Origin of the sequence: Phyllobacterium sp. SYP-B3895, from assembly GCF_009647635.1 — a bacterium.
In the GTDB taxonomy this organism is placed as follows: domain Bacteria; phylum Pseudomonadota; class Alphaproteobacteria; order Rhizobiales; family Rhizobiaceae; genus Phyllobacterium; species Phyllobacterium pellucidum.
In genome coordinates this window covers 1-25,343 of sequence record NZ_WJIG01000005.1, presented here as the reverse complement: position 1 = coordinate 25,343, position 25,343 = coordinate 1, and the positions used below count along the sequence as shown (strand labels likewise).

The 25,343-nt window shown below is 58.9% G+C and carries 23 protein-coding genes; 19 read left to right on the top strand and 4 right to left on the bottom strand.

Annotated elements, in window-relative coordinates; all coding sequences use genetic code 11:
* Positions 1–53: 53 nt before the first annotated feature.
* Genes gcl through GF108_RS21175 form a run of 3 tightly spaced genes read left to right on the top strand, consistent with a single transcriptional unit; the run spans position 54 to position 3,574 of the window.
* Positions 54–1,838, top strand: a complete 1,785-nt coding sequence (gcl, locus tag GF108_RS21185) for a glyoxylate carboligase (protein ID WP_153670332.1) — start codon at positions 54–56, stop codon at positions 1,836–1,838.
* Positions 1,839–1,869: 31 nt separating this feature from the next.
* On the top strand, positions 1,870–2,685 hold the full coding sequence (gene hyi, locus GF108_RS21180; RefSeq protein WP_153670331.1) for a hydroxypyruvate isomerase: 816 nt from the start codon (positions 1,870–1,872) through the stop codon (positions 2,683–2,685).
* Between the two features lie 4 nt (positions 2,686–2,689).
* Positions 2,690–3,574: a 2-hydroxy-3-oxopropionate reductase gene (locus tag GF108_RS21175; protein ID WP_153670330.1), complete on the top strand. Its 885-nt coding sequence runs from the start codon at positions 2,690–2,692 to the stop codon at positions 3,572–3,574.
* A 56-nt stretch (positions 3,575–3,630) separates the two neighbouring features.
* On the opposite strand, the gene GF108_RS21170 is transcribed toward GF108_RS21175, so the two are convergent.
* Positions 3,631–4,521, bottom strand: coding sequence for an MBL fold metallo-hydrolase (locus GF108_RS21170; protein WP_153670329.1), 891 nt, complete (start codon positions 4,519–4,521; stop codon positions 3,631–3,633).
* A 191-nt stretch (positions 4,522–4,712) separates the two neighbouring features.
* Here GF108_RS21170 and GF108_RS21165 point away from each other — a divergent pair, with 191 nt between their 5' ends.
* From GF108_RS21165 to GF108_RS21135, 7 genes are all read left to right on the top strand, one after another.
* Positions 4,713–5,633: a PfkB family carbohydrate kinase gene (locus GF108_RS21165; RefSeq protein ID WP_153670328.1), complete on the top strand. Its 921-nt coding sequence runs from the start codon at positions 4,713–4,715 to the stop codon at positions 5,631–5,633.
* A 153-nt stretch (positions 5,634–5,786) separates the two neighbouring features.
* Positions 5,787–6,677, top strand: coding sequence for a dihydrodipicolinate synthase family protein (locus GF108_RS21160; RefSeq protein WP_370462264.1), 891 nt, complete (start codon positions 5,787–5,789; stop codon positions 6,675–6,677).
* A gap of 39 nt (positions 6,678–6,716) precedes the next feature.
* On the top strand, positions 6,717–7,376 hold the full coding sequence (locus tag GF108_RS21155) for a GntR family transcriptional regulator (protein WP_091951715.1): 660 nt from the start codon (positions 6,717–6,719) through the stop codon (positions 7,374–7,376).
* Positions 7,377–7,433: 57 nt separating this feature from the next.
* Positions 7,434–8,762, top strand: coding sequence for an ABC transporter substrate-binding protein (locus GF108_RS21150; protein WP_162737161.1), 1,329 nt, complete (start codon positions 7,434–7,436; stop codon positions 8,760–8,762).
* Between the two features lie 32 nt (positions 8,763–8,794).
* The gene (locus tag GF108_RS21145) at positions 8,795–9,700 is read left to right on the top strand and encodes a carbohydrate ABC transporter permease (protein ID WP_027232835.1); all 906 of its coding nucleotides are present in this window, start codon (positions 8,795–8,797) and stop codon (positions 9,698–9,700) included.
* An 11-nt stretch (positions 9,701–9,711) separates the two neighbouring features.
* Entirely contained in the window at positions 9,712–10,536 is an 825-nt protein-coding gene (locus GF108_RS21140; RefSeq protein WP_027232834.1) for a carbohydrate ABC transporter permease, read from the top strand.
* 18 nt (positions 10,537–10,554) lie between these two features.
* The gene (locus GF108_RS21135) at positions 10,555–11,625 is read left to right on the top strand and encodes an ABC transporter ATP-binding protein (protein WP_153670326.1); all 1,071 of its coding nucleotides are present in this window, start codon (positions 10,555–10,557) and stop codon (positions 11,623–11,625) included.
* Positions 11,626–11,716: 91 nt separating this feature from the next.
* On the opposite strand, the gene GF108_RS21130 is transcribed toward GF108_RS21135, so the two are convergent.
* Together GF108_RS21130 and GF108_RS21125 are read right to left on the bottom strand one after the other, a co-directional pair.
* Positions 11,717–12,454, bottom strand: coding sequence for a ferredoxin reductase (locus tag GF108_RS21130; RefSeq protein ID WP_246664073.1), 738 nt, complete (start codon positions 12,452–12,454; stop codon positions 11,717–11,719).
* A 23-nt stretch (positions 12,455–12,477) separates the two neighbouring features.
* Positions 12,478–13,083 carry a sulfite oxidase-like oxidoreductase gene (locus GF108_RS21125; protein ID WP_153670324.1) on the bottom strand — a complete coding sequence of 202 codons (606 nt, stop codon included), beginning with the start codon at positions 13,081–13,083 and terminating at the stop codon, positions 12,478–12,480.
* Between the two features lie 342 nt (positions 13,084–13,425).
* On the opposite strand from GF108_RS21125, the gene GF108_RS21120 reads away from it, so the two are divergent.
* Entirely contained in the window at positions 13,426–14,178 is a 753-nt protein-coding gene (locus tag GF108_RS21120; RefSeq protein ID WP_370462263.1) for a FadR/GntR family transcriptional regulator, read from the top strand.
* A gap of 28 nt (positions 14,179–14,206) precedes the next feature.
* On the opposite strand, the gene araD1 is transcribed toward GF108_RS21120, so the two are convergent.
* Positions 14,207–15,199 carry an AraD1 family protein gene (gene araD1 / locus GF108_RS21115; RefSeq protein ID WP_153670323.1) on the bottom strand — a complete coding sequence of 331 codons (993 nt, stop codon included), beginning with the start codon at positions 15,197–15,199 and terminating at the stop codon, positions 14,207–14,209.
* Between the two features lie 355 nt (positions 15,200–15,554).
* Between araD1 and chvE the strand changes: the two genes are divergently transcribed.
* The 8 genes from chvE (at position 15,555) to GF108_RS21075 (ending at position 25,089) form a co-directional block, all read left to right on the top strand.
* Entirely contained in the window at positions 15,555–16,568 is a 1,014-nt protein-coding gene (chvE, locus tag GF108_RS21110) for a multiple monosaccharide ABC transporter substrate-binding protein (protein ID WP_153670454.1), read from the top strand.
* A 157-nt stretch (positions 16,569–16,725) separates the two neighbouring features.
* Complete coding sequence (mmsA, locus tag GF108_RS21105) at positions 16,726–18,258, top strand: multiple monosaccharide ABC transporter ATP-binding protein (RefSeq protein ID WP_027232828.1); 1,533 nt, start codon at positions 16,726–16,728, stop codon at positions 18,256–18,258.
* On the top strand, positions 18,255–19,454 hold the full coding sequence (mmsB, locus tag GF108_RS21100) for a multiple monosaccharide ABC transporter permease (RefSeq protein ID WP_027232827.1): 1,200 nt from the start codon (positions 18,255–18,257) through the stop codon (positions 19,452–19,454). Before mmsA ends, mmsB begins: the two co-directional genes overlap by 4 nt.
* Positions 19,455–19,593: 139 nt before the next feature.
* Positions 19,594–21,231, top strand: a complete 1,638-nt coding sequence (locus GF108_RS21095; RefSeq protein ID WP_370462279.1) for a N,N-dimethylformamidase beta subunit family domain-containing protein — start codon at positions 19,594–19,596, stop codon at positions 21,229–21,231.
* Positions 21,232–21,244: 13 nt separating this feature from the next.
* Entirely contained in the window at positions 21,245–22,624 is a 1,380-nt protein-coding gene (locus tag GF108_RS21090; protein WP_246664072.1) for an aspartate aminotransferase family protein, read from the top strand.
* A gap of 7 nt (positions 22,625–22,631) precedes the next feature.
* Positions 22,632–23,564, top strand: a complete 933-nt coding sequence (locus GF108_RS21085) for a 3-keto-5-aminohexanoate cleavage protein (protein WP_153670321.1) — start codon at positions 22,632–22,634, stop codon at positions 23,562–23,564.
* Positions 23,564–24,067 carry a GNAT family N-acetyltransferase gene (locus tag GF108_RS21080; protein ID WP_153670320.1) on the top strand — a complete coding sequence of 168 codons (504 nt, stop codon included), beginning with the start codon at positions 23,564–23,566 and terminating at the stop codon, positions 24,065–24,067. The genes GF108_RS21085 and GF108_RS21080 overlap by 1 nt, the downstream gene beginning before the upstream one ends.
* The gene (locus tag GF108_RS21075; RefSeq protein ID WP_153670319.1) at positions 24,064–25,089 is read left to right on the top strand and encodes a histone deacetylase family protein; all 1,026 of its coding nucleotides are present in this window, start codon (positions 24,064–24,066) and stop codon (positions 25,087–25,089) included. Before GF108_RS21080 ends, GF108_RS21075 begins: the two co-directional genes overlap by 4 nt.
* The last annotated feature ends 254 nt before the right edge of the window (positions 25,090–25,343 follow it).

Below are 25,343 nucleotides of genomic sequence, written 5' to 3'. Positions count from 1 at the left end.
GTTGTGAAGTGTAAGATATGGATTATGCTCTCATTGAATTTGGAGGAATGACAATGACAAAAATGCGTGCCGTCGATGCAGCAGTCCGTATTCTGGAAAAGGAGGGGATCGATTGCGCCTTTGGCGTACCGGGAGCTGCAATCAATCCGTTCTATTCCGCGCTGAAGGCGCGGGGCACTGTCCGCCACATCCTTGCGCGCCACGTCGAAGGCGCGTCGCACATGGCCGAGGGATACACCCGCGCTGAGCATGGCAATATCGGTGTGTGCATCGGCACGTCAGGTCCAGCCGGAACCGACATGATCACCGGCCTCTATTCCGCTTCGGCCGATTCGATCCCGATCCTGTGCATCACCGGGCAGGCGCCGCGCGCGCGCCTCGACAAAGAGGACTTCCAGGCCGTCGATATTGCCTCGATCGCCAAGCCTGTCACGAAATGGGCGGTGACGGTCATGGAGCCAGGCCTCGTTCCTTACGTTTTCCAGAAGGCCTTCCATATCATGCGATCGGGTCGTCCAGGTCCGGTGTTGATCGATCTGCCAATCGACGTGCAGCTGGCAGAGATCGAGTTCGATCCCGACACCTACGAACCGCTCGAAGCCTATAAGCCAGCAGCAACACGGGCGCAGGTCGAAAAGGCATTGACGATGCTCAACCAGGCCGATCGGCCGCTGATCGTTGCCGGCGGGGGCATTATCAACGCCGACGCTTCCGACGTTCTGGTGGAGTTCGCCGAGATCGCAGGTGTTCCGGTCATCCCGACGCTGATGGGCTGGGGCGCGATCCCGGACGATCATCCGCTGATGGCGGGCATGTGCGGCCTGCAGACCTCGCATCGTTACGGCAACGCGACGATGCTCGCCTCCGACTTCGTGCTCGGCATCGGCAATCGCTGGGCGAACCGGCATACCGGCAATGTCTCGACCTATACGGAGGGGCGCAAGTTCGTCCATGTCGATATCGAACCGACCCAGATCGGCCGCGTTTTCTCGCCGGATTTCGGCATCGTTTCCGATGCAGGCAAGGCGCTGAAGCTGTTTCTCGATGTTGCGACTGAATGGAAAGCGGCAGGAAAGCTGCGTGATTGGTCGGCTTGGGCGAAGGAATGCCGCGGGCGCAAGCGCACCATGCTGCGCAAGACCCATTTCGACCAGACGCCGCTGAAGCCGCAGCGTGTCTACGAGGAAATGAACAAGGTGTTCGGCCGCGAGACCTGCTACGTGACAACCATCGGTCTTAGCCAGATTGCTGGCGCCCAGTTCCTGCACGTCTACAAGCCTCGCAACTGGATCAATTGCGGCCAGGCGGGCCCGCTCGGCTGGACCCTGCCGGCAGCACTCGGCGTGCGTGCGGCCGATCCAGATCGTCCGATCGTTGCGCTCTCCGGCGATTATGATTTCCAGTTCATGATCGAAGAGCTCGCGGTCGGCGCACAGCACAAGCTGCCCTACCTGCACGTGGTCGTAAACAATTCCTATCTCGGCCTGATCCGTCAGGCGCAGCGCGGCTTCGACATGGATTTCGAAGTGAGCCTTGCCTTCGACAATATCAATGCGTCAGGCGATGCCGAGAAGGGTTACGGCGTCGATCATGTCGCGGTCGCCGAAGGTCTCGGCTGCAAAGCGATCCGGGTCCGCAGCCCCAATCAGTTCGCCGAGGCTTTCCAGGAGGCGCAGGCGCTGATGGACGAGCACCGGGTTCCTGTGGTGGTCGAGTTCATCCTCGAACGCGTGACCAATGTCGCGATGGGTCCCGATATCAACGCTGTCGTCGAGTTCGAGGACCTTGCTGAACGCAATGAGGACGTGCCGACTGCGGTTGCCGCCTATCTCGACTGAACCCGCAATTTCATTTCTTCAGGAGGCATGAATGCCTAGATTTGCCGCCAATCTGATGATGCTTTTCAACGAAGTGCCGTTTCTCGAACGTTTCGCGCTTGCAAGCGAAGCCGGCTTTGAGGCCGTCGAATACCTCTTCCCCTACGACTATAATGTCGAGGAGCTGAAACTGGTCCTGGCCGACAACAATCTTGTCCAGGTTCTGCATAACCTTCCGGCCGGAAACTGGGCAGCGGGGGAGCGCGGCATTGCCGTTCTTCCGGACCGCATCGACGAGTTCCGGAGGGGCGTTGCGACGGCAATCGACTATGCGACGGCGCTAGGCTGCAAGCAGATCAATTGCCTTGCCGGCATCGCTCGGAATGGCCTTTCCGAAGATGCGCTGCGCACCACATTCGCGCACAATCTTCGCCTGGCCGCCCAGGAACTCGCGAAATACGATATTCGGCTGCTGATCGAACCGATCAACACCTACGACATTCCGGGGTTCTACCTCAACACGGTCGAACAGGCGGCCGCAATCATCGAGGAAGTCGGAAGCGACAACCTCTTTATCCAGTATGACCTCTATCACCAGCAGCGGACGCGCGGCGAACTCGTCGCGACGTATGAGCGCTACAAGCAACTGATCGCTCACGTCCAGTTGGCCGACAATCCGGGTCGTCACGAGCCGGGTACCGGGGAGATCAACTATCCTTTCGTCTTCAAGGCACTCGACGCCGCCGGCTACGACGGTTGGATCGGCTGCGAATACAAACCAAAAACGGAAACGCAACGCGGGCTTGGCTGGCTGAACGAAACATCAGCTGCCTACAAGCAGGCGGATATCATCAGGATGAGGAGCTGAGTAAATGGCTGACATAGGTTTCATTGGATTGGGTATCATGGGCACGCCGATGGCGCGCCACCTGCAGGACGCGGGGCATGTGCTCTACACGTCGAAATTCTTCATCGCCCCGAAGCAGGAACTCATCGACAATGGTCTGACAATCGTCGAGAGCCCCAAGGCGCTTGCCGAAAAGACCGACATCATAATCCTCGTGCTCCCGGATACACCGGAAGTGAAGGACGTTCTTTTTGGTGAGAACGGGGTCGTCCTCGGGTTGAAGCCGGGCAAGCTCGTCATCGACATGAGTTCGATCTCGCCGATCGAAACCAAGGAATTTGCCAAAAAGGTGCGCGAGACGGGCAGCGAATACATCGATGCCCCGGTCTCGGGCGGCGAGGTCGGTGCGAAGGGCGCAACGCTCAGCATCATGGCCGGCGGTTCGCAGGAGGCTTTCGACCGCGCGCTGCCGCTCTTCAAGCTGATGGGCAAGAACATTACGCTGGTCGGGGATTGCGGCGATGGGCAGGTGACCAAGGTTGCCAACCAGATCATCGTTGCCCTGACCATCGAGGCGGTTTCGGAAGCGCTGGTCCTTGCCTCCAAGGCGGGGGCAGACCCGGCCCGGGTGCGCGAGGCGCTGATGGGCGGTTTTGCCTCGTCGCGTATCCTCGAAGTGCATGGCGATCGCATGATCAAGCGCACCTTCGATCCGGGTTTCCGCATCTCACTGCATCAGAAGGACCTCAATCTCGCTCTGCAGAGCGCGAAAACCCTGGGCGTTTCCCTGCCCAACACGGCGTCGACGCAGGAACTCTTCAACAGTTGCGCAGCCAATGGCGACAGCGGCCTCGACCATTCGGGCCTCGTTCGAGCGCTCGAGCGCATTGCGAACCACGAGGTCGCCTGAGACTGCATCTTGGGGAGGAGGGAGGCTCGCTATCCTTGCGGTAGCGGGCCTCTTCGCTAATCCCACTTTGCGCCGTCGAGGGCGTCCAGCGGTATCTTCAGATAGCGTTTGCCGTTCGACTCCGGCGCCGGCAGCCGCCCGCCATTGATGTTGACCTGCAGCGCGGCAAGGATCAGTCGCGGCATCGGTAAGGTCTTGTCCCGCGCCGTGCGCATCGCGACGAAATCAGCGGCGTTTCGGCATTTGGCTATATGCGTGTTATTCGCCTTCTGTGCGGCGACCGTACTTTCCCAAAGCGGTTCGCGTCCCCCTGGTTGATAGTCGTGGCCAACGAAAACACGCGTCTCGTCCGGCAATGCGAGGATCGCCTGGATCGAGTGCCACAATTGTTCGGCGCTGCCGCCTGGAAAATCCGTGCGGGCGGTGCCGCTGTCCGGCATGAACATCGTGTCGTGGATAAAGGCTGCATCGCCGATGACATAGGTGATCGAGGCCAGCGTGTGACCCGGCGAGAACATCACGCGTCCGTTCAGCGCACCGATGTTGAAGCCTTCGCCCGGCGCAAACAGCTTGTCCCATTGCGAGCCGTCGGCCGGAAACTCCGGCCAGTTGTAAAGCTTCTTCCATAGCTCCTGGACCTCGACGACGTGGTCGCCGATTGCCGTTGGAGCGCCGGTTTTCGATCGGAGATATTGAGCGGCGGAAAAATGATCGGCATGGGGATGGGTGTCGAGGATCCAATCGACCTTCAGGCTGTTCCGGTCGATATATTCCAGGAGTTGATCGGCATTGAACGTCGCGGTCGAACCGGATTTTTCGTCGAAATCCAGCACCGGGTCGATGATGGAGCAGTGCTTCGTCGACGGATCGCTGACTACATACTGGACTGAACTGGTTCGCTTGTCGAAAAGCGCGTAGACGACCGGTTTCAAGGCGGCCTCTTTCATTGTTGCGATTCCCCCGTGAAGGTGGGACCAAGTGTCTCCGGTTTCGACGCGAAAAGTCAATTACCTCCAAGGGTTGTAGATCGCGCGCGACCCTGTTGCCAAGCACACCTCAGAAACGCTAACTGATGCCTGCCCGCGGGCGTCTCCCGGCGCAATATCGCTGCCAAACTTCATCTGTAAGGTTCCATTCCATGGCCAATGAAGCCACTCCGAAAATTCTCTGTGTGGGCGCGCTCACCATGGACACGATCTTCCGGCTGGACCGGCTGCCGCCCGGGCCCGGAAAGTATATTCCACTGGAGGCGGTCGAAATTGCTGCCGGCATGGCATCGAGCGCAGCGGCCAGCATCGCCCGGCTAGGCGGCAGCGTCTCATTGTTCGCCTCGACGGGAGATGACGAGATCGGGCGGCGCGCCGTCGCCGAGCTCACCGCCGAGGGCGTCGATTGCTCGCACGTGCGCAAAGTTGCCGATGCCCGTTCGGCGTTCTCTTCGATATTCGTCGACGCGGCGGGCGAGCGAGTGATCGTTCCCTATTACGACGCCGGACTGCTCTCCGCCCCAAGTGAAATCCCGCCGGTTATCGAAGGCACCTTCGACGTTGTGATGACGGATGTTCGCTGGCCGCTTGCGGCGGCAAAGGTCCTGAAGGCATCACGCGAGGCTGAGGTCCATGGTATTCTCGACGCCGACACCGCTTCACTCGAAACGCTGGAAATGCTGCTGCCGCTCGCCTCGCATATCGTGGCTTCCGAGCCCGCCGCCGAACGGGTCACAGGCGAAAGCGATCCCGAAAAGGCGACCGTTGCGCTTGCCGCCCTTTATGGCCGCGACGGCGCATTTGTATCGGTGACTGCGGGTGACAAAGGCTCGTTCTGGTACGACGAACTTGAAGGGGAGGTGCGTCACATGCCCGCCTTCGAGGTGGATGTCGTCGATACGCTCGCTGCGGGCGACGTGTTCCACGGCACCTTTGCCTGGGCACTATCGCGCAATTATCCAATCTATCAGGCCATGCGCTTTGCCAGCGCTGCGGCTGCAATCAAGTGTTCCCGCTTCGGTGGCAGAAGCGGCGCGCCGACGAAAGCCGAACTCGACGCCTTCCTGACCTAGACGAGGGGGCCGGGGCAGGACGAATCTGTCCAATCGAGAAAGCTATATCCTGATCAGCGCCAATTTCGCTGACTAAAAAGTCAGTATAGACACGTTGACTTTCAACTAACATGTTAGTATGTCTCTAGTGAGCAATGAGATTGGGAGAAGCAGGTGTCTCGGGCTGAACGATTTGGACTTTCCGCAGCATTGACCATGCCTTTTGACACCGACATGCAGATCGACGTGCCGAAGGCACTCGCCCATGCGCAGGACTGTCTCGGCCGTGGCTGCCGCAGTGTTACCCTCTTCGGCACGACGGGAGAGGGCTCCTCAATCGGTTATGATGAGCGCGGCAATGTCATTCGTGCATTTATCGAAGGTGGGCTGGAGCCGTCGCAGATCATTGTCGGCGTGATGGCCAATTCGTATGTCGATGCTGCTGCGCAGTCTCGGCTTGCTCTTGATGCCGGGTGCCGCGGTGTACTGCTCGCTCCGCCGTCCTACTTCAAGAATGTCAGTGACGATGGACTTTTTGACTGGTTCTCGGCTGTGTTCAAGGAAATAGGTGCGGGCCTACGCGGGATCATCATCTACAATATCCCGTCGGTCACCGCTGTCGAAATTTCGGTCGCGTTGGTCTCCCGTTTGCGCGAAGCGTTTCCCGGTGCGATCGCCGGTGTCAAGGATTCCTCGGGCAACTGGACCTATACCCAGGCACTTCTCGGCAAGCACAAGGATCTCGCCATCCTGATCGGTGACGAACGCACCCTGGCCGCAGCGGTTCGGCTCGGCGCGCAAGGGTCGATTTCAGGTATGGCCAATCTCTATCCTGACCGCCTGCTGCCGCTCATCGAAGAGGGCCGCGACGATCCGGCTGTCATCGAAGCTGTCGAAGAGATTTTGAAGTTCCCGGTCGTGCCTGCGGTGAAGGCCATTCTGGCGCATCATAATCTGGACGATGCATGGCGCCGGACGCGTGCGCCACTGCAGGGCCTTTCGGATATGGACGCCAAGCGGGTAACCGGCATTTTCGACCGCTTGTTTATTGCTGCCGCTGCGTAATAAGGGAGTAACTGAGGGCTCGGGGGACGGAGATCGCGCATGGATGATGGCAACGAACCGGTGAGACTGCGAGAAAAAGCCTATGCAAGTTTCACGGAGCATCTCCTTGCCCGCGATATCAGTCCAGGGCAGTTCGTCTCACAACGCCAACTCGTGGCGATGACGGGCATGCCGCTCGGCGCGATTCGGGAACTGGTGCCGCGGCTTGAGGCCGAAGGTCTCGTTCGGACCATACCGCAGCGCGGCATACAGATCGCGCATATCGATATCAACCTGATCCGGGAGGCTTTTCAGTTTCGCCTGTTCATGGAGAAGGAGGCTATTGCGGTCTTTTGCGTGTCCGCTTCCGAGGAACTTCTGGCGAAGCTGCGCAAGGAGCATGAGGATACGCTTGAAGAGGCCCTGCAGAACAGGGAAACCCCGGAGCTCGAACTGCGCGCTCAGGCCATAGACTGGGACCTGCATGAAACGATAATCGATTCGCTCGATAACGGGATCATTTCGCGGGCTTATCGGATCAATGCCATCAAGATGCGGCTCATCAATCAGGAGCGCTTCCGCATCACCGGCCGGGTCATTCCGGTCATGCGCGAGCATCTCGCGGTGCTGACTGCGATTGAGAGCCGCGATCCGCCGACGGCAATGGAAGCGATAGCCGTGCACATCAACAATGCGAGGAATCTTGCATTGAAGGTTTGAAAGCCCGACACCGGCAATGGGAGTTGCCCCGTCGAAAAACGACACGAGGAGGAGACAATGAGCATGAAATTCCTGAACCCGACACGCCGGCAGTTCCTGGCAGGTTCGGCAGCGCTCGGCGCTGCAAGCATGACCGGCCTGAAGCCCGCATTCGCCAATGTCGACTGGAAGAAATTTGCCGGCACGACGCTCGAGGTGAACCTGATCAAGAGCCCGCGCGGCGACATCCTGCAGAAATACCAGAAGGAATTCGAGGAATTGACCGGTATCAAGGTCAATTCCGAACAGACGCCGGAACAGCAGCAGCGCCAGAAGGCGGTGATCGAGCTGACCTCCGGCAAGCCGAGCTTCGACGTCATCCACATCAGCTATCACGTGCAGAAGCGCCAGTTTGAAAAGGGTGGATGGCTGGCTGACCTTACTCCGTTCCTCAAGGATCCGAGCCTTACCGAACCGAGCCTTACCGAGAGCGATTTCGCCGAAGCTGGCCTCGCCTTCGCAAAGGATCAGAATGGCCGTTTCGGCGGGCTCCCCTTTTCCGTCGACTACTGGATTCTCTATTGGAATAAGGATCTCTTTGCCGCGAAGGGCGTCGAGTATCCGAAGACGTTCGACGAACTGGTTGCAGCTGCCGAAAAGCTCACCGATGCCGCAAGCGGAACCTATGGTTTCGTTGCGCGCGGCATGAAGAACGCCAATACCCCCGTCTGGGCGAGCCTGATGCTCGGCTATGGCAAGAGCACCGTGGAGAACGGAACCCTGCAGACCGATACGCCCGAAGCGATCGAGGCGGCCACCTTGTACCAGCGGTTGATGACCAAATCGGCACCTCCCGGCGTCACCGGTTTCAATTGGGCCGAGTGCCAGTCAAGCTTCCTCCAGGGCAAGGTCGCCATGTGGCTCGATGGTATCGGTTTTGCACCGCCGCTCGAAAACCCGCAGAAATCGCGCGTCGTCGGCAAGGTCGGCTACGGCGTCATGCCGAAGGGACCGAACGCCCAGGCTGCGCCGACATTCGGCGACGGCATTGGCGTGACGGAAGGCTCGTCAAACAAGGAAGCCGCCTACCTCTATTGCCAATGGGCAATCTCGAAGGAGATGGGTGCACGCTTGCTGCAGACGGGTTCCGGCGTCCCATTCCGCAACTCCATCCTCAACGACCCAGAAGTGCGCAAGAACGTGACCATGCCGCAGGATTGGGTCACGGCGCTTTCGGAATCAGCCAAGGTCAGCAAGCTCTGTCTGCCCGTCATCATCCCCGTCACCGAATTCCGCGATGTGATGGGTGTCGGACTGACCAATCTGCTCGGCGGCGCCGATCCCGCAACTGAATTGAAGCGCGCCACGGAGGAGTTCCGTCCCGTCCTCGCGCGCAGCGAAAGCTAGGCGAAGTCGTCATGACAACAGCTGCCCCGACAATGACCCGTCTTGCCCAAGATGCCAAAGCGAAGAAAGGCAAGAGCCGGCTCAAGCCGAGCTATTGGCCCTTTGTCGTGCCGGCATTGGTCATTGTTGGGGCGGTCATCATTTTCCCCTGGGCGTTCACCCTGTGGATGAGCGCCAATGAGTGGCATCTCGGCGGTGACCAGCGCTTTGTTGGCTTTGCCAACTTCGCCCGCATTGCCGGTGACCAGCGCTTCTGGGAGTCCATGGTTCACACGGTGGTCTACACCGTCTTGTCGGTCGTGGCCCCTCTGGTTCTCGGCACGATTGCCGCCTTGGTGTTTGACAGCAAACTGCCGATGCGCGGCCTTTTGCGTGGGATCTTCGTCATGCCGATGATGGCAACGCCCGTTGCAATCGCGCTGGTGTGGACCATGATGTTCCACCCGCAGCTCGGCGTCCTCAATTATCTTCTGTCACTTGTCGGCATCGGACCGCAGGAATGGATCTTCAACCAGAACACCGTGATACCGTCGCTGGTTCTGGTCGAAACCTGGCAGTGGACGCCGCTCGTCATGCTGATCGTTCTCGGCGGTCTCGCAGCCATGCCGCGTGACCCCTTCGAGAGCGCTGAAATCGACGGCGCCAATGGCTGGCAGAAGTTTCGCTATATCACGCTGCCGATGATCCTGCCGTTCATGATGGTTGCCGTGATTATCCGCTCGATCGATGCGCTCAAAAGCTTCGACATCATCTTTGCCATGACGCAGGGCGGTCCGGGAACCGCGTCGGAAACGATCAATATCTATCTCTACAATGTGGCCTTTGCCTATTACGACATTGGCTACGGTTCGGCCCTCGCCGTCGTGTTTTTCATCGTCATCATCACAATGTCGCTGGCTCTGCTTTATCTGCGCCAGCGGACAAAGTGGAATAGCTGAGGAGACCGTCGATGGCCCGCCGCCGCCTGCTGAAGTCCCTCGGAACCGCCCTTGTCGTGTTCGTCATCGTTTCGCCCGCGATCTTCTTCTTCCTGTGGATGCTGTCGCTTTCGCTGAAATATGAAATCGACAACGGCGCCTATCCTCCGATCTTCATTCCGGAGAATTTTGCCTGGTCGAACTACACGGAGATATTTGCGACAAACGATTTCCTGCACTATTTCTGGAACAGTCTGCTCGTGACAGGTACGGCGACGTTGCTTGCGCTGCTTGTCGGCGTGCCGGCCGGCTATGGCATCGCCCGACTGCGCGCAAACAAGGCAGCCATCGTCGTCATGATCGCGCGCATGACGCCGGGACTTTCCTATCTCATTCCACTGTTTCTCCTGTTCCAGACACTCGGGCTGCTCGGAACGCTGTGGCCCCAGATCATCATTCACCTCGTGGTGACGGTTCCGATCGTGATCTGGATCATGATCGGCTATTTCGAGACGACACCGATGGAGCTCGAAGAGGCGGCAATGATCGACGGCGCGACGTCCTGGCAGGTATTTCGCATGGTGGCCCTGCCGATCGCCAAGCCCGGCATCGTCGTGTCGCTCATCCTCGCGGTTATTTTCTCCTGGAACAACTTCGTCTTCGGCATTGTGCTTGCCAGCCGCGAAACGCGGACTTTGCCCGTCGCTGTCTACAATATGCTTTCATTTGAGCAGGTAAGTTGGGGACCGCTTGCGGCCGCCGCCTTTATCGTGACCTTGCCGGTTCTGCTGCTCACCGTTTTTGCGCAACGTCAGATCATCGCCGGGCTTACCGCCGGCGCGGTCAAGGGCGGCTGATTATCCAAGGAGGGTCGCATGGCCTCGGTATCCATCAAAGACGTCACCAAGACCTACGGCAATGTTAATGTCATGCATGGCGTTTCCGTCGATATCGATGACGGCGAATTTGTCATTCTCGTCGGGCCGTCCGGCTGCGGGAAGTCGACGCTGCTGCGCATGATTGCCGGCCTGGAGGAGATCACCGGCGGCGAAATCGCCATCGGCGATCGCGTGGTCAACGACCTGCCTGCCAAGGAACGCGACATTGCCATGGTGTTCCAGAACTACGCGCTCTATCCACACATGACGGTGGCCGACAATATGGGCTTTGCGCTCATGCTCAAGAATGCGCCCAAGCAGGAAAAGGCGGGCCGCGTCGGGCGCGCCGCTGAAATTCTCGGGCTCGAGAAACTGCTCGACCGGTTCCCGCGCCAGCTTTCGGGCGGCCAGCGCCAGCGTGTGGCCATGGGCCGGGCCATCGTGCGCGATCCGCAAGTGTTTCTGTTCGACGAACCGCTGTCAAATCTCGATGCCAAGCTTCGTGTGCAGATGCGCAGCGAGATAAAGAGCCTGCACCAGCGCCTCGGCACGACCATTGTTTATGTGACGCACGACCAGATCGAAGCCATGACCATGGCCGACAAGATCGTGGTCATGAAGGACGGGTTGGTCGAACAGATCGGCACGCCGCTCGACCTCTACGACTATCCGGCGAACCTGTTCGTTGCCGGCTTTATCGGTTCCCCGGCGATGAATTTTATCAGGGGCAAGGTCGAAGGCGACGCTTTCGTAACGAGTGATGGTGTGCGACTGCCGCTGCCGAAGGGCACGGAGAGAGCGTCTTCCAATGAGGCCATCTACGGCATTCGCCCGGAACACATAAAGGTCGCATCCGAGGGCGTCGCGGTAAAGGTCGACGTCGTGGAGCCGACCGGATCGGAAATCATGGTGGTGGGCAGCATAGGCGATCAGGAGATCAACTGCCTCTTCCGCGAACGACTCTCGATCCGGCCCGGCGATGTGATTACGGTCTCGATTGACCCGGCACATGCACATTTGTTTGACGCGAGCAACGGAATGCGCATCGGCAGGCCCATTGCCCATTAGGGTCGTCCCGGTTGAAAGCGAAACAACGCCAAAGGCCTGTTCTCGCTGTAGCAATCGAAGGTGCTCAAAAGACTAGGCACAGGTTGTTGCGCTAGACGCCATAACGCTCCACACGGATGGAGCCGGCGGGTGTGCCTGCCGCGACCAGTGCGTCGGCAGCGGTGGTGACGAATGCATTGGAGCCGCAGACAAACGTTTGCTTGGGCGAGGCCGGAAGGCGGGCCAAGCTTTCCTTGACGATGGATGCATCGATGCGACGCGTATAGTGGTTTGCACGCGCCACCGGCTCGCGTGTGAGCGCAAGCGCCAAATCGAAATAGTTTTCTGACTCGGCAAGGGCAAGCAGTTCATCGCGGAAAATCAGTTCATCCCAGCTTCGCGCCGAATAGAGAAGAAGCGCCGGGATAGTCGAAGTCCGGGCCTTTCGATGGCGCAGCATGGAGACGAGCGGCACGACGCCTGAGCCGCCACCGACCAGCAATATCGGCCCGCCGTCAGCGACGGTCCAGATGAAGTGTCCGCCGATCGGCCCGCGCAATTCGATCTCGTCGCCGATCTGCGCCACGTCATGAAAAAAGGTCGATACCTCGCCGTCATCGAGCCGCTCGATGGCAAGCTCGATCGTTGCGCCGCTATCGGGAGTAGAGGCGATGGAATAGCTTCGCTGCGTTTGATAACCGTCCGGCGCGCTCAGCCGGACATCGACATGTTGACCGGCCTTGTAGGCGAAGGGTAGGGAGGGAGCGAAGAAAAAGCTGCTCACGCGGGCTGTCTGGCGCACGATCCCGGTTATGGTCGCCGTTTGCCATTCGACTCGCGCGTTCGCCAATTGGTCCTGCACGTTCCTAGGCCCTAATCGCCGGTGTAACGCTGTTCGCGCCATGGATCACCATAGATGTGATAGCCCCGCAATTCCCAGAAGCCAGGTTCGTCGCGCGCCGTAAACTGCAGGCCGTTGATCCATTTTGCCGACTTCCAGAAATAAAGGTGCGGCACGAGCAGCCGCGCTGGTCCGCCATGATCCGCGGTCAGCGGCTTGCCGTCGTAGGACGTTGCGATCATCGCCCTGCCACCGGTAAGATCCTTGACCGGCACGTTCGTCGTATAGCCGTCGTAGCCATGCGCAAGAAGAAAGTCGGTGGGCGGTTGGAGATTGGCTTCGGCGAGAATATCGTCGATGAGCACGCCCTGCCAGTGCGTATCGAGCTTCGACCAGGCGGTCACGCAATGGATGTCGCGGGTAAGCTTCGTTTGCGGCAGCGCGTTGAACTCGTCCCAGTTCCAGGAAATGACCGGCTTCGGTCCAACTTTGAGCGTGAATTTCCAATCTTCTGTTCGAACGCGTGGCGTTGGACCGGCAGAAAGAACCGGAAAATCTTCTGTCAGCGATTGCCCCGGCGGGACGCGATCCTTGATTTCAGGGGATTGCCCCCGGCCCGTAAAGCCGCGTGTCGTCATGTCTGCTGTCTCCTTCGATTTATAAGAACACAGCTTCCAGCCGCGGCCAAGTGCGCGGCATCAACCGTGCCGTGCAACCATGCGCAAGTTGTTCTGAAAAGCGATCAAATAATGCAAGTGGCGACGTGCAAGTCCCACGGTTTGCGATAATAGGGACGTCGAACGACCGATCAAAATGACTGATTCGGGTGTGCATAAAGCTTTGTAGATTGTTATTGATATTATTATATTATAAATAGAGGCAAGAGGTTGGGAGGACAGCTGGGAGGCATTGCCGCTTACGCGCTAAGCAGCGGCAAATGTTGGCTGATTTTGCCCACGAAGCACATAGCAGGCAAAAAGTTGGCAGACAACGATCTCCTCAACTATGACTTCCGCACGGCGGGCCAATCACGTACCCATCATGGCCACGTCATGCGTGATCTCGGCCTGAAGATCATCAGCGGCGCTTACCCGGAAAACACGATCCTACCCGGCGATGCCGAACTCCTGGATCGGTTCGGTGTCTCGCGTACTGTTCTTCGCGAGGCGCTTAAAACGCTTGCTGCCAAAGGCCTCATCCAGCCGAAAGCCAAGATCGGCACGCGGGTGCGCGAGCGTTCGCAATGGAACCTGTTCGATCCTGACATCCTCGTCTGGCATTTCGAGGCAGGGGCAAGTGCCCATTTCCTTTCGAGCATTGTCGAGATGCGGCTGGCTCTGGAGCCGGAAGCGGCGGGCCTTGCTGCCTTGCACCGCACCGAAGATCAGCTTGAAACGCTCTACCACTGGGTTGGCAAGATGGGCAGCGCGAGCGAATCCGCGGCCGATTTCGTCTACAGCGATCTGCAGTTTCACATCGCCATTGCCGAGGCCTCGGGAAACCCCTTCATGCGATCCATCAGTGCGCTGATTGAAGTCGCCTTGGTTACTACCTTTACCATCAGTTCGCCGATCCCGAACTCCGAAAGCCACGTGCGTTCCGTCGCAAGGCACGCGGCAATCGCCGACGCCATCAAGGCCGGCGATGCGGAGGCGGCGAAAGAGGCTATGCGTGTGGTGATACGTGAAGGCGCCGAGCGCGTGGTGGCCGCGGGGCAGGGGACCGCCGGCTAAAACCGGCGATCCGCACATCGCGCAGGGCTTAGAGAGCTTTGACTTTTACCTTGGACGGCTTTTCAATCTTGAGCGGGTTGCGAAGCGGCAAGCCGAACGCCGGCGCTTCGATTTCGAAGACGTCGCCATTTTCTGCCTTCACACCATCGGCAAAAGAGAGCGTGGCCGTCCCGAACATATGCACATGAACATCGCCGGGCTGGCGGAAGACGCCGTATTTGAAATGATGGTGCTCGAGATTGTCGATCGTGTGGGACATGTTGTCCTCACCCGACAGGAACGGCTTCTCCCAAACGGTCTTGTTCTTGCGCAGTATGCGCGACGTTCCGCGGATATCAGCCGGCAGGTCGCCGACGATCAGCTCTGGACCGACAGAACAGGGCCGAAGTTTGGAATGAGCGAGATAGAGATAATTGACGCGCTCCATGACGTGGTCGGAGAATTCGTTCGCGAGCGCAAATCCGATGCGAAACGGCGAGCCGTCAGGGCCGATGACGTAGATACCAGCGATCTCCGGTTCCTCGCCCGCATCGTCAGCGAAGGCGGGCGACAAGAGTGGCTCGCCTGGTGCCGTGAGCATCGATCCGTTGCCCTTGTAGAACCATTCCGGCTGCACGCCGGTTTGTCCCTTCTTGGGCTTGCCGTTGTCGAGACCCATACGGAACATCTTCATCGAATCGGTCAGCGTCTCTTCCTTGGCGTCACCGATCTTGCGATGCATTGCGTCGCGGGTCGACGCGGAACCCAGATGCGTAAGGCCGGTACCTGTGAGGTGGATATGCGCCGAATCATGGGTGTCGATCGGGGCAAGCAGGCGGCCCTCCCGATAGGCTGCTTCGACGTCTACCTTCTTGCCGAGGCCGCGACTCTCGACAATTTCTGCGATGCTTGTCTTGGCCTCGATGGCAGCATGAGCGAGTTCGAGCACAGACTTTGTGCGCTTTACGTGCCGGAACTCATCGCCAACACGTGCGGCAACCTGCCGCTTTCCATTGGCATTGATCAATTGAACCAGATTCAAGGCTTTCCTCCCGCATATTTGGGTATATGAATTATAGGTCCCACACATAAGCGGCCGAACCTTCTTCCAAAAATAATATAATAGTATTATATTGATGTAAACGGCTTGGCTGGCTTATGCCGCCCAGCGTCGCCGCAGGGGGTCGCGACATTTTTTCGACACGTGTAAAGGCCTATTTCAAAAGTAATACTTTTGCGATAAGTGTTGTGCGACCCCGCTCTGGGAGGAACTGGTTCGGTGCAGAAAATCCAACGGCTGAGGCTCGGATTGCCGCATCGAATTTGATGGAAAACTGGGAGGAACAGACGTGAAAATCCTGAAACTATTTGCTGCAAGCCTGCTCGCATTGAGCGTGATGGGCGCGCAAAGCTTTGCTGAGGACAAGGGCACTGTCGGCATTGCGATGCCGACGAAATCCTCGGCCCGCTGGATCGCCGATGGCGACAACATGGTCAAGACGCTGAAAGAGCGCGGCTACAATACCGATCTGCAGTATGCGGAAGACGATATTCCAAACCAGCTCGCCCAGATCGAGAACATGGTCACCAAGGGTGTCAAGGTTCTGGTCATCGCAGCGATCGACGGTACGACCCTGTCGAATGTCCTTCAGCAGGCACATGATGCCGGCATCAAGGTCATCGCCTACGACCGTTTGATCCGTGACAGCCCGAACGTCGACTACTATACCACGTTCGACAACTTCCAGGTTGGCGTGCTCCAGGCCTCGTCTCTGGTGAAGGCACTTGGACTGCCGGACGCAGCCGGCCCGTTCAACATCGAACTCTTTGGCGGTTCGCCAGACGATAACAATGCCTTCTTCTTCTACAATGGCGCAATGTCCGTCCTGCAGCCGCTGATCGACAGCGGCAAGCTCGTCGTACAGTCTGGCCAGATGGGCATGGACAAGGTCGGTACGCTTCGTTGGGACGGCGCTGTCGCCCAGGCGCGCATGGACAACCTTCTCTCGGCCTACTACACCGACAAGAAGGTTAATGCCGTTCTGTCGCCCTATGACGGTCTGTCGATTGGTATTCTCTCGTCGCTGCGCGGCGTCGGCTACGGCACCAAGGATCAGCCGTTCCCGTTCGTTTCCGGTCAGGATGCGGAAGTACCCTCGGTCAAGTCGATCATTGCCGGCGAGCAGTATTCGACCATCTTCAAGGACACGCGTGACCTTGCCAAGGTAACGTCCAACCTGATTGACGCCGTTCTGAAGGGCGACCAGCCGGAAATCAACGACACCAAGACGTACAATAACGGCGTCAAGGTCGTTCCGGCCTACCTGCTGAAGCCAGTCGAAGTCGACAAGTCCAACTGGAAGGAAATTCTCGTTGGATCCGGCTACTACAAGGAAGACCAGGTGAAGTAATCAACCGAACTGAAGCGAACCCTGCGCCTTACCGCGCGGGGTTTGTTTTCTTGACAAGTGGCTTTGGTGGAATCCGGTGGTAATGCACCGCAAAGCCCAATAAAAATGCAAAGGGAGCGATGCCGGACCAGCGGTCGCAAGGGCATCGATGAGGACCTTGATGGATACTATCCTCGAAATGCGCAACATCACCAAGACGTTTCCTGGTGTGAAAGCGCTCAACAATGTCAATCTCAATGTGCGCAAGGGTGAGATTCACGCGCTCGTCGGCGAGAACGGGGCCGGCAAATCGACCCTGATGAAAGTGCTGAGCGGCGTCTATCCGCATGGCAGCTACGAGGGCGAAATCCACTACAAGGGTGAGGAACAGCACTTTCGCGATATCGCCGACAGCGAAAGGAAGGGCATCATCATCATCCACCAGGAACTGGCTCTGGTTCCCTTGCTGTCAATTGCAGAGAACATTTTCCTCGGCAACGAACCGGCAAAATTCGGCATCATCGACTGGCATGTCGCAGAATCGCGCACCCGCGAACTCCTTGCCAAGGTCGGGCTCAAGGAAGATCCGCTGACGCTGATTACCAATCTCGGTGTCGGCAAGCAGCAGCTTGTAGAAATCGCGAAGGCACTTTCCAAGGAGGTCGAGTTGCTCATTCTTGATGAGCCGACCGCGAGCCTCAACGAAAAGGACAGCGACGCGCTGCTTTCGCTCCTATTGGAATTCAAGGCGCACGGCATCTCCTCCATCCTGATTTCGCACAAACTCAATGAAGTCGGAAAGGTTGCCGATCGCATCACCGTCCTGCGCGACGGCGCGACGATCGAGACACTCGACAAGAAGGACATTTCCGAGGACCGAATCGTAACCCTGATGGTCGGGCGCCAATTGGCGGATCGCTTTCCGACGCGGGACCCCAACATCGGCGAGGTGGTGTTCGAGGTGAAGGACTGGGTCGTTCACCACCACATCCATGGCGACCGAACCGTCGTCAACGGCATCAATCTCAATGTGCGCAAAGGCGAGGTCGTCGGCATTGCCGGATTGATGGGCGCAGGCCGCACGGAGTTCGCCATGAGTGTCTTCGGCAAGGCCTATGGCCAGAAGATCAGCGGCGAGGTTTTCATCAAGGGCAAGAAGGTCGATGTCTCGACGATCGGCAAGGCGGTCGACAACGGCATTGCCTATGTCACGGAAGATCGAAAGACCTACGGGCTCAACCTGATCGACCATATCAAGCACAACACGACGATCGCCCATCTCGACGGCGTATCGAAGAATGGTGTCATTGACGACATGGCCGAGCTGAAAGTGGCGAATGAATATCGCCGCAAAACGAACATCCGCTCGTCGAGCATTTATCAGAAGACGGGCAACCTTTCCGGCGGCAATCAGCAGAAGGTGGTTCTGTCGAAATGGCTCTTCGCCAATCCCGAACTTTTGATCCTGGACGAGCCCACGCGCGGTATCGATGTCGGCGCAAAATATGAGATATATTCAATCATCAACCAATTGGTAAGCGAAGGCAAAAGCGTCCTGATGATCTCGTCGGAAATGCCGGAGCTGCTTGGCGTCTGCGACCGGATCTATGTGATGAACCAGGGCAGGCTCGTCGGCGAAATGCCGGCAAGCGAAGCCAGCCAGGAAAAGATCATGCGCGCCATTATCCGTGCTGAAGGGAAAGCATCATGACTATCGAAACAGCAGCAACGCAGGGAAAGAAGGATTTCAAGACCGACGGATCGGCCGTGAAAGGCAATTTCCGCGAATACGGTCTGGTACTCGCCCTGATCCTCATCATGATCTTCTTCCAGTTCACCACGAACGGAACGCTTTTCCGCCCGGTCAACCTGACGAATCTGGTGCTGCAGAACAGCTATATCATCATCATGGCGCTGGGCATGCTGCTCGTCATTGTGGCAGGGCACATCGACCTTTCGGTCGGCTCGGTCTCGGGATTTGTCGGCGGGCTTGCCGCCGTGATGATGGTGCAGTGGCACATCCACTACATTCCAGCGACCATCCTTTGCCTGATCATGGGCGGCGCCATCGGCGCGGCGCAGGGCTATTGGGTCGCCTATCACAAGATCCCGTCATTCATCGTGACGCTCGCCGGCATGCTTGTCTTCAAGGGCCTTGCACTCTGGCTGCTCGGCGGCCAGTCGGTGGGACCATTCCCGCAGCAATTCCAGCTTTTGAGCTCGGGTTTCATTCCCGACGTTTTTGGCGGAACGACCTTCAACATAACCTCGATGCTCATCGGCATCGTCCTTGTTGCGCTCATGATCTATTTCAGCATTCGCGGCCGCGCCAAGCGCGAGAAGCATGGCTACCAGGGTGAGCCCTTTGCGCTCTTCGTCGCCAAAAACCTGATCATTGCCGGCATCATCCTTTACCTGACCTATCTGCTCTCGTCCTATAAGGGGCTTCCCAACGTCCTCATCGTCATGTCGCTGTTGATCGCGCTCTTCGTGTTCGTGACCAAACGCACGACCATCGGGCGGCGCATCTATGCCATGGGCGGCAACGAAAAGGCGGCGAAGCTTTCAGGCATCAAGACCGAGCGGCTGACGTTCTTCACCTTCGTCAACATGGGTGTGCTTGCGGCTCTCGCGGGATTGATTTTTGCGGCGCGGTTGAACACCGCAACACCGAAGGCGGGCCTCGGCTTCGAACTCGACGTTATCGCGGCCGTGTTCATCGGCGGCGCTTCGGCGATGGGTGGCGTTGGCCAGGTCATGGGTGCTGTGATCGGCGCCTTCATTATGGGCGTCATGAACAACGGCATGTCGATCATGGGCGTCAATATCGATTGGCAGCAGGTGATCAAGGGACTGGTTCTCCTCGCCGCCGTCGTCTTCGACGTTTACAACAAGAACAAGGCATAGTCGCTTTTCTGAAAACAATCGTCGACCGGCCGTGCAAGGGTGCGGCCGGTCGTTGATAGCTCCGGCATTGCCCCGCCGCATTTTGACTATTCGTCACGGGGATGCATGAATGTGAACGATCCTGGCCAGGGAGGTGGCCATCGTGCACGCAAAATCTGATTTTCCCGACTTTGGACTGACCGAATCTGAACGGCGTGAAGCCGTGCTCGGCCACTATTACGAATATCCGGGAATGGATGGTGATCGCGGCGAAATCTGGTGCTACACCGACGCATGGTCCTATGAGCCGGGCGCACGGGTGACGCTTTTCGTCAGCTCGACGGCGCCGACCTTCGCTATAGAAATCTTCCGCGATGGTGCCTCTGTCGAGGTTATCTTCGAAGCCGAAAATATCAGCGCCTACTGGCAGGAAACCCCGGATCAATGCTCGGTCGAAGGGTGCGGCTGGGAGGCGGCATTCGATTTTAATATAGGAACGGAGTGGCCGTCTGGTGCCTACCGGGTGCGATTGACTGCGGAGGGCCGCAAGAGCGCGCCCATCGCCTGCGACCATCTGTTTATCGTGCAGCCGGTGCCAGGGCGAAAGGCCGGCCGCATTCTCCAGGTCGCGGCCAGTGGAACATGGGCCGCCTATAACAGTTGGGGAGGCTCCAACCACTATCAGGGCATAACCGGCCCGGAGCGCAATCAGTTTGCGCCGATCGTGAGCATGGAAAGACCGTTCGGGCGAGGCTTCGTGCGCCTGCCCGCGACAGCCCCGCGCGTGCCGCTCGAAATCACCCTTCCGCCTGCGACGGTGCCCCGCTATCCGCACATGGAGTGGGCCTATGCCAACGGCTATTCCAAGAAATATGCCTCGGCGGGCTGGGCCAGCTATGACAGCCACTTTTTTCGCTGGGCGGAGAATGCAGGCTATGGCATCGATCTCGTCACCCAGCACGAACTGCATTTTTCCCCCGATCTGATGGGTTTCTATGACTGCGTCGTCTTCGTCGGCCATGACGAGTACTGGACCTGGGAGATGCGCGATGCGGTTGACGACTATGTCGATCGCGGCGGCCGCGTTGCCCGCTTTGCCGGCAATTTCATGTGGCAGACGCGCATCGAGAACGCCGGCAAGCGTCAGGTCTGCTATAAATATCGTGCCCGCGCCGAAGACCCCTTGTATCACTCGGGCGATATTCGCCGCGTCACCAATTCATGGGAGGCGAAGGAAATCGGCCGCCCAGGCGCCGAGACCTTCGGCCTCAATGCCACGTATGGACTTTATGCCGGCTGGGGCGGCTGCGCACCGCGGGGCGCGCGCGGCTTTCCAATTTACCGGCCGGAGCATTGGGCTTTCGCGGGGACGGGCATCTATTATGGCGACGTCCTCGGTGCAGATAGCCACATTTTCGGCTACGAGGTTGATGGCCTCGACTACGTGATCCGTCACGGACTGCCGGAGCCGACTGGCGAAGGCAATCCGCCGGAAGGGTTGCAGATCCTTGGCCTTGGTCTCTCCTCGCTCAAGGAGGAAAGCGCAGATATCCCTGCGGACACCCAGTTCCTCGGCGACGAGGATGCGCTCTTCGTTGCCGATGTTCTTGCCGGCAATCATGGCTTGAGTGCCGTAGAGCGCTACAAGCGCGGCGCTGGCATGATCGTAAACTTTCCTCGCGGCAAGGGCGAGGTCTTCCACGCCGGAACCTGCGAGTGGGTTTCAGGGCTCTTGCGCCGCGATCCAATGGTCGAACGTGTTACTGCCAACGTCCTCGACCGCTACCTTCAACGATAACAACGGAATAAAGATGTCCAGCCAGCCAATGCCGAAGATCACGCCTGCACCGCGCGCCGCGTCGCATCTGTTCTACCAGAGCCGCTTGCGGCGTCCGCTCGTCGACCGGGCCGAGGGTATTTACCTGTGGGATCAGGCGGGCAATCGCTATATCGACGGTTCGAGCGGTGCCATGGTGGTGAACATCGGCCACGGCAATCGTCATGTCATCGAGACGATGAAGAAGCAGCTCGACAAGGTTACGTTCGCATATCGGCTGCATTTCGAGAACGAGCCCGCCGAAGATCTCGCGCGCCGCATCTCGGCCTATATGCCGGCTGGCATGGACAAGGTTTTCTTCGTCTCCGGTGGTTCGGAGGCAGTCGAATCCTGCCTGAAGTTCGCCCGGCAATATGCGCTGGCGATCGGCCAAAGCCGGCGCTGGAAGGTCATATCGCGCTTCCCCTCCTATCACGGCGGCACGCTCGGTGCGCTTGCGGTTACGGGCTATGCGGCGCTCACCGATCCATTCCGGCCGATGATGAAGGAAATGCCCAGCATTCCGGCGCCCACCGCCTATCTCGACCGCGATAATTTCTCGATGGAGGAACGCGGCCTGCGCTACGCCGACAAGCTCGAGGAAGCCATCCTCGCAGAAGGGCCGGAGGAAGTCCTTGCCTTCATCATGGAGCCGATCGGCGGCGCATCAACCGGCGCGCTCGTCGCACCGGACAGCTATTACCGCCGGGTTCGCGAGATTTGCGACCGCTACGGCGTGCTTTTGATCCATGACGAAGTCATGAGCGGCGTCGGCCGCACCGGCAAGTTCCTCGGCGGCGACCACTGGAATTGCCGGCCGGACCTCATCGCCCTGTCGAAGGGTTTCGGCTCCGGATATAGCCCGCTCGGCGCCATGGTAGCACCCTCGCGCATGGTCCAGCCGGTGCTTGACAATGGCGGCTTCCAGCATGGCTATACCTATGCCGGAAATCCGCTGGCCTGCGCTGCCGGCGGCGCGGTTCTTGATGAAATCGAGCGGCATGATCTCGTCGGCAATGCCGCGGTCATGGGCGAACTTCTCAAGGCCGAGCTCCTTGCGCTGGCCGCCCGCTATCCGTTCATCGGCGATGTGCGCGGCAAGGGCTTGCTTCTCGCAGCGGAATTCGTTTCCGACAAATCGACGATGCAGCCATTGCCGAAGGAGAAGAACGCCTTCCAGCGCGTCGTCGATATCGCATATGACAAGGGCCTCATCATCTATTCGCGGCGTACGCGCGGCGGAGTCGAGGGCGATCATTTCCTGGTATGTCCGCCGATGATCATTGCCCGCGACGAGATCGCGGAAATCGCCAATATGCTTGACGACACGCTGTGCCAGCTCGCAAGCGAACTCGATCTTCCCGTCAACGGTTGAGGGCGATATGGCGAGGAAAAAAGTCATCATCACATGCGCGGTCACCGGTTCAGTTCATACGCCGACCATGAGCCCGTATCTTCCCGTAACGCCGGACGAGATCGCAACGCAGGCCATCAATGCGGCGGAGGCGGGCGCTTCGATCCTGCATCTGCATGCGCGCGATCCGCAAAGCGGACGGCCCTCTGCCGATCCAGCCGTGTTCATGCAATTCCTGCCGCGCATCAAGCAGGCCTGCGATGCGGTCATCAATATCTCGACCGGCGGCAGTTCGGTGATGACGCTCGACGACCGCCTCGCCGCGGCGCTTCGGGCCGAACCGGAAATGTGTTCGCTCAATATGGGCTCGATGAATTTCGGGCTTTTTCCTGCTCTTGACCGCTACACCGCGTGGCAGCACGAGTGGGAGCCAAAGCTTCTTGAAGCGACGCGCAGCACTATCTTCAAGAATACGTTCGCCGATATGGAGGATATTTTGAAGCGGCTCGGCGAGGGCTGTGGCACGCGCTTCGAGTTCGAATGCTACGATGTCGGCCATCTCTACACGCTTGCCCATTTCCGTGATCGCGGGCTTGTCGCCGGGCCGCTGTTCATCCAGTTCGTCTTCGGGGTTCTCGGCGGCATCGGGGCTGATCCTGAAAATCTTACCCACATGAAGCGTATTGCCGACAAGCTCTTCGGCGACAGCTACGATTTCTCGGTGCTGGCAGCGGGTCGACACCAGATGCCGATGATTTCGATGGCCGCTGCGATGGGCGGCAATGTGCGGGTCGGGCTCGAGGACAGCCTTATGCTCGGGCGGGGCGAACTTGCCCGGTCCAATGCGGACCAGGTGCGGCGCATCCGGACGGTTCTCGATGCCCTGTCGCTCGATGTGGCAACGCCGGCCGAGGCGCGCAGCATGCTCGCCTTGAAGGGCGGCGACCGGGTGGCCTTCTGATGGCGCCCGTTTCCATTCGCCTCGCCGATGCGAGCGACGTGCAGCTCTTGCATCATGCGATTGTTGCGATGGCACGGGGTATGGGGTCCGAAGCGCGGGTGACGAGTTCGCCGGACGATCTCGCGCGCTACGGTTTCGGTGACAAGCCTGCCTTCGAAACGCTCATCGCCGAGATTGGCGGCGCCTTTGCCGGCATGTGCCTGTACTTTCGAAGTTTCTCGACCTGGCGCGGCAGGCCTGGCATCTATGTCCAGGACATTTACGTCGAGCCGGCCTTTCGCGGCAGCAGGGTCGGGGAGCGCCTGCTCAAGGCGGCTGCCGCCCGCGCCCGCGAAAACGGTGCCGCTTACTTGCGGCTTTCCGTGGATACGGCCAATCTCGGCGCCCAGAATTTCTATGGCTGCCTTGGCATAGAGTGGTCGCAAGCCGAACATATCCACGCCATTTATGGCGACGCCTTCGTCGCATTGGCGGAACATGAGATTGACGAGGAGAGGCGATGAGAACGTTCTATGCGGAGGAGCAGCGCCGTCACGACCCGAAGGGCTTCCTTTCGAGCGGTGCGCCGCAGCCCAATCCGGAAAAGCCCGAACGTATCGATCGCCTGCTTGCCGGCGCGCGGGCCGCAGGTTGCAGCATTCATCGTCCGTCCAATCATGGCCTCGCCCCGATAGCAGCGGTGCATTCGCCGGAATATCTCGAGTTCCTGCAAAACATCTATCGGCGCTGGCAGTTGATCCCGGGCGCCTCGCAGGAGGTCATTCCGAATATTCACCCGATCAATCGCTCCGGCAGCTATCCGGCCTCGGCTGTCGGCCAGGCCGGCTACCACATGGCCGATACGTCCTGCCCGATATCCGCGGAAACCTTCGAGAGTGCCTGCTGGAGCGCCTGGAGCGCGGTCGAGGCAGCCGCAACGGTCATGTCGGGTGAACCAGCCGCCTATGCCCTCTGCCGGCCACCCGGTCATCACGCCTTCGTCGACGTTGCCGGCGGGTTCTGCTTCATCAACAATTCCGCCGTCGCCGCGCAAACGCTGCGCAAGCATGCTGATCGCGTGGCTATTCTTGACGTGGATCTGCATCATGGCAACGGTACGCAAGGGATTTTTTACGCCCGAGCCGACGTCCTGACCGTATCGATCCATGCCGATCCGGTGCGCTTCTATCCATTCTTCTGGGGCTATGCTGACGAGCGCGGCGAGGGCGCAGGACTCGGCTATAATTACAACCTGCCGCTGGCACGCAAATCCGGCGACGATATATTTCTGGAAGCCCTGGACTCCGCATGCCGTCGCATCGAGGCCTTTGCACCGCAGGCGCTTGTCGTCGCGCTTGGCCTTGATGCCTTCGAGGGCGATCCCTTCGGTGGGCTTTCGGTATCCACCGCGGGATTCGCAAGAATTGCCGAACGCATTGCGGCGTTACGCCTGCCTTCCGTCGTCGTTCAGGAGGGCGGCTACCTCTGCGATGCGCTTTCCGACAATCTCACCTCGTTCCTGACCGGCTTTGGTTCGATGCGCTGAAGCGGCTGGACGTTTGGTTAAGAATGCGTTGTCGGCAGGCATGAAATTGCGCTTATCCACAGTGTTGGGTGGTGGTTGGAAAAAGTTTTGAGAAATTGAAAAAGGCGTGTTGACAGTTTTGTTGGGTGGGGTCTATATACCGGCACAACGAGGGCGGGGCGCCGCTGGCGGTTGCTGAATGCGCCCTAAGGTTTGCATGATGGTTGGTTGCGAGACTGACGTGTTGATGCAAGCGGTCCTTGGCAAGGTTTAAG

Coding starts and splice junctions, on each gene's coding strand:
- gcl (WP_153670332.1), top strand. CDS start 54: ATGACAAAAATGCGTGCCGTCGATGCAGCAGTCCGTATTCTGGAAAAG.
- hyi (WP_153670331.1), top strand. CDS start 1,870: ATGCCTAGATTTGCCGCCAATCTGATGATGCTTTTCAACGAAGTGCCG.
- GF108_RS21175 (WP_153670330.1), top strand. CDS start 2,690: ATGGCTGACATAGGTTTCATTGGATTGGGTATCATGGGCACGCCGATG.
- GF108_RS21170 (WP_153670329.1), bottom strand. CDS start 4,521: ATGAAAGAGGCCGCCTTGAAACCGGTCGTCTACGCGCTTTTCGACAAG.
- GF108_RS21165 (WP_153670328.1), top strand. CDS start 4,713: ATGGCCAATGAAGCCACTCCGAAAATTCTCTGTGTGGGCGCGCTCACC.
- GF108_RS21155 (WP_091951715.1), top strand. CDS start 6,717: ATGGATGATGGCAACGAACCGGTGAGACTGCGAGAAAAAGCCTATGCA.
- GF108_RS21150 (WP_162737161.1), top strand. CDS start 7,434: ATGAGCATGAAATTCCTGAACCCGACACGCCGGCAGTTCCTGGCAGGT.
- GF108_RS21145 (WP_027232835.1), top strand. CDS start 8,795: ATGACCCGTCTTGCCCAAGATGCCAAAGCGAAGAAAGGCAAGAGCCGG.
- GF108_RS21140 (WP_027232834.1), top strand. CDS start 9,712: ATGGCCCGCCGCCGCCTGCTGAAGTCCCTCGGAACCGCCCTTGTCGTG.
- GF108_RS21135 (WP_153670326.1), top strand. CDS start 10,555: ATGGCCTCGGTATCCATCAAAGACGTCACCAAGACCTACGGCAATGTT.
- GF108_RS21125 (WP_153670324.1), bottom strand. CDS start 13,083: ATGACGACACGCGGCTTTACGGGCCGGGGGCAATCCCCTGAAATCAAG.
- chvE (WP_153670454.1), top strand. CDS start 15,555: ATGGGCGCGCAAAGCTTTGCTGAGGACAAGGGCACTGTCGGCATTGCG.
- mmsB (WP_027232827.1), top strand. CDS start 18,255: ATGACTATCGAAACAGCAGCAACGCAGGGAAAGAAGGATTTCAAGACC.
- GF108_RS21090 (WP_246664072.1), top strand. CDS start 21,245: ATGTCCAGCCAGCCAATGCCGAAGATCACGCCTGCACCGCGCGCCGCG.
- GF108_RS21085 (WP_153670321.1), top strand. CDS start 22,632: ATGGCGAGGAAAAAAGTCATCATCACATGCGCGGTCACCGGTTCAGTT.
- GF108_RS21080 (WP_153670320.1), top strand. CDS start 23,564: ATGGCGCCCGTTTCCATTCGCCTCGCCGATGCGAGCGACGTGCAGCTC.
- GF108_RS21075 (WP_153670319.1), top strand. CDS start 24,064: ATGAGAACGTTCTATGCGGAGGAGCAGCGCCGTCACGACCCGAAGGGC.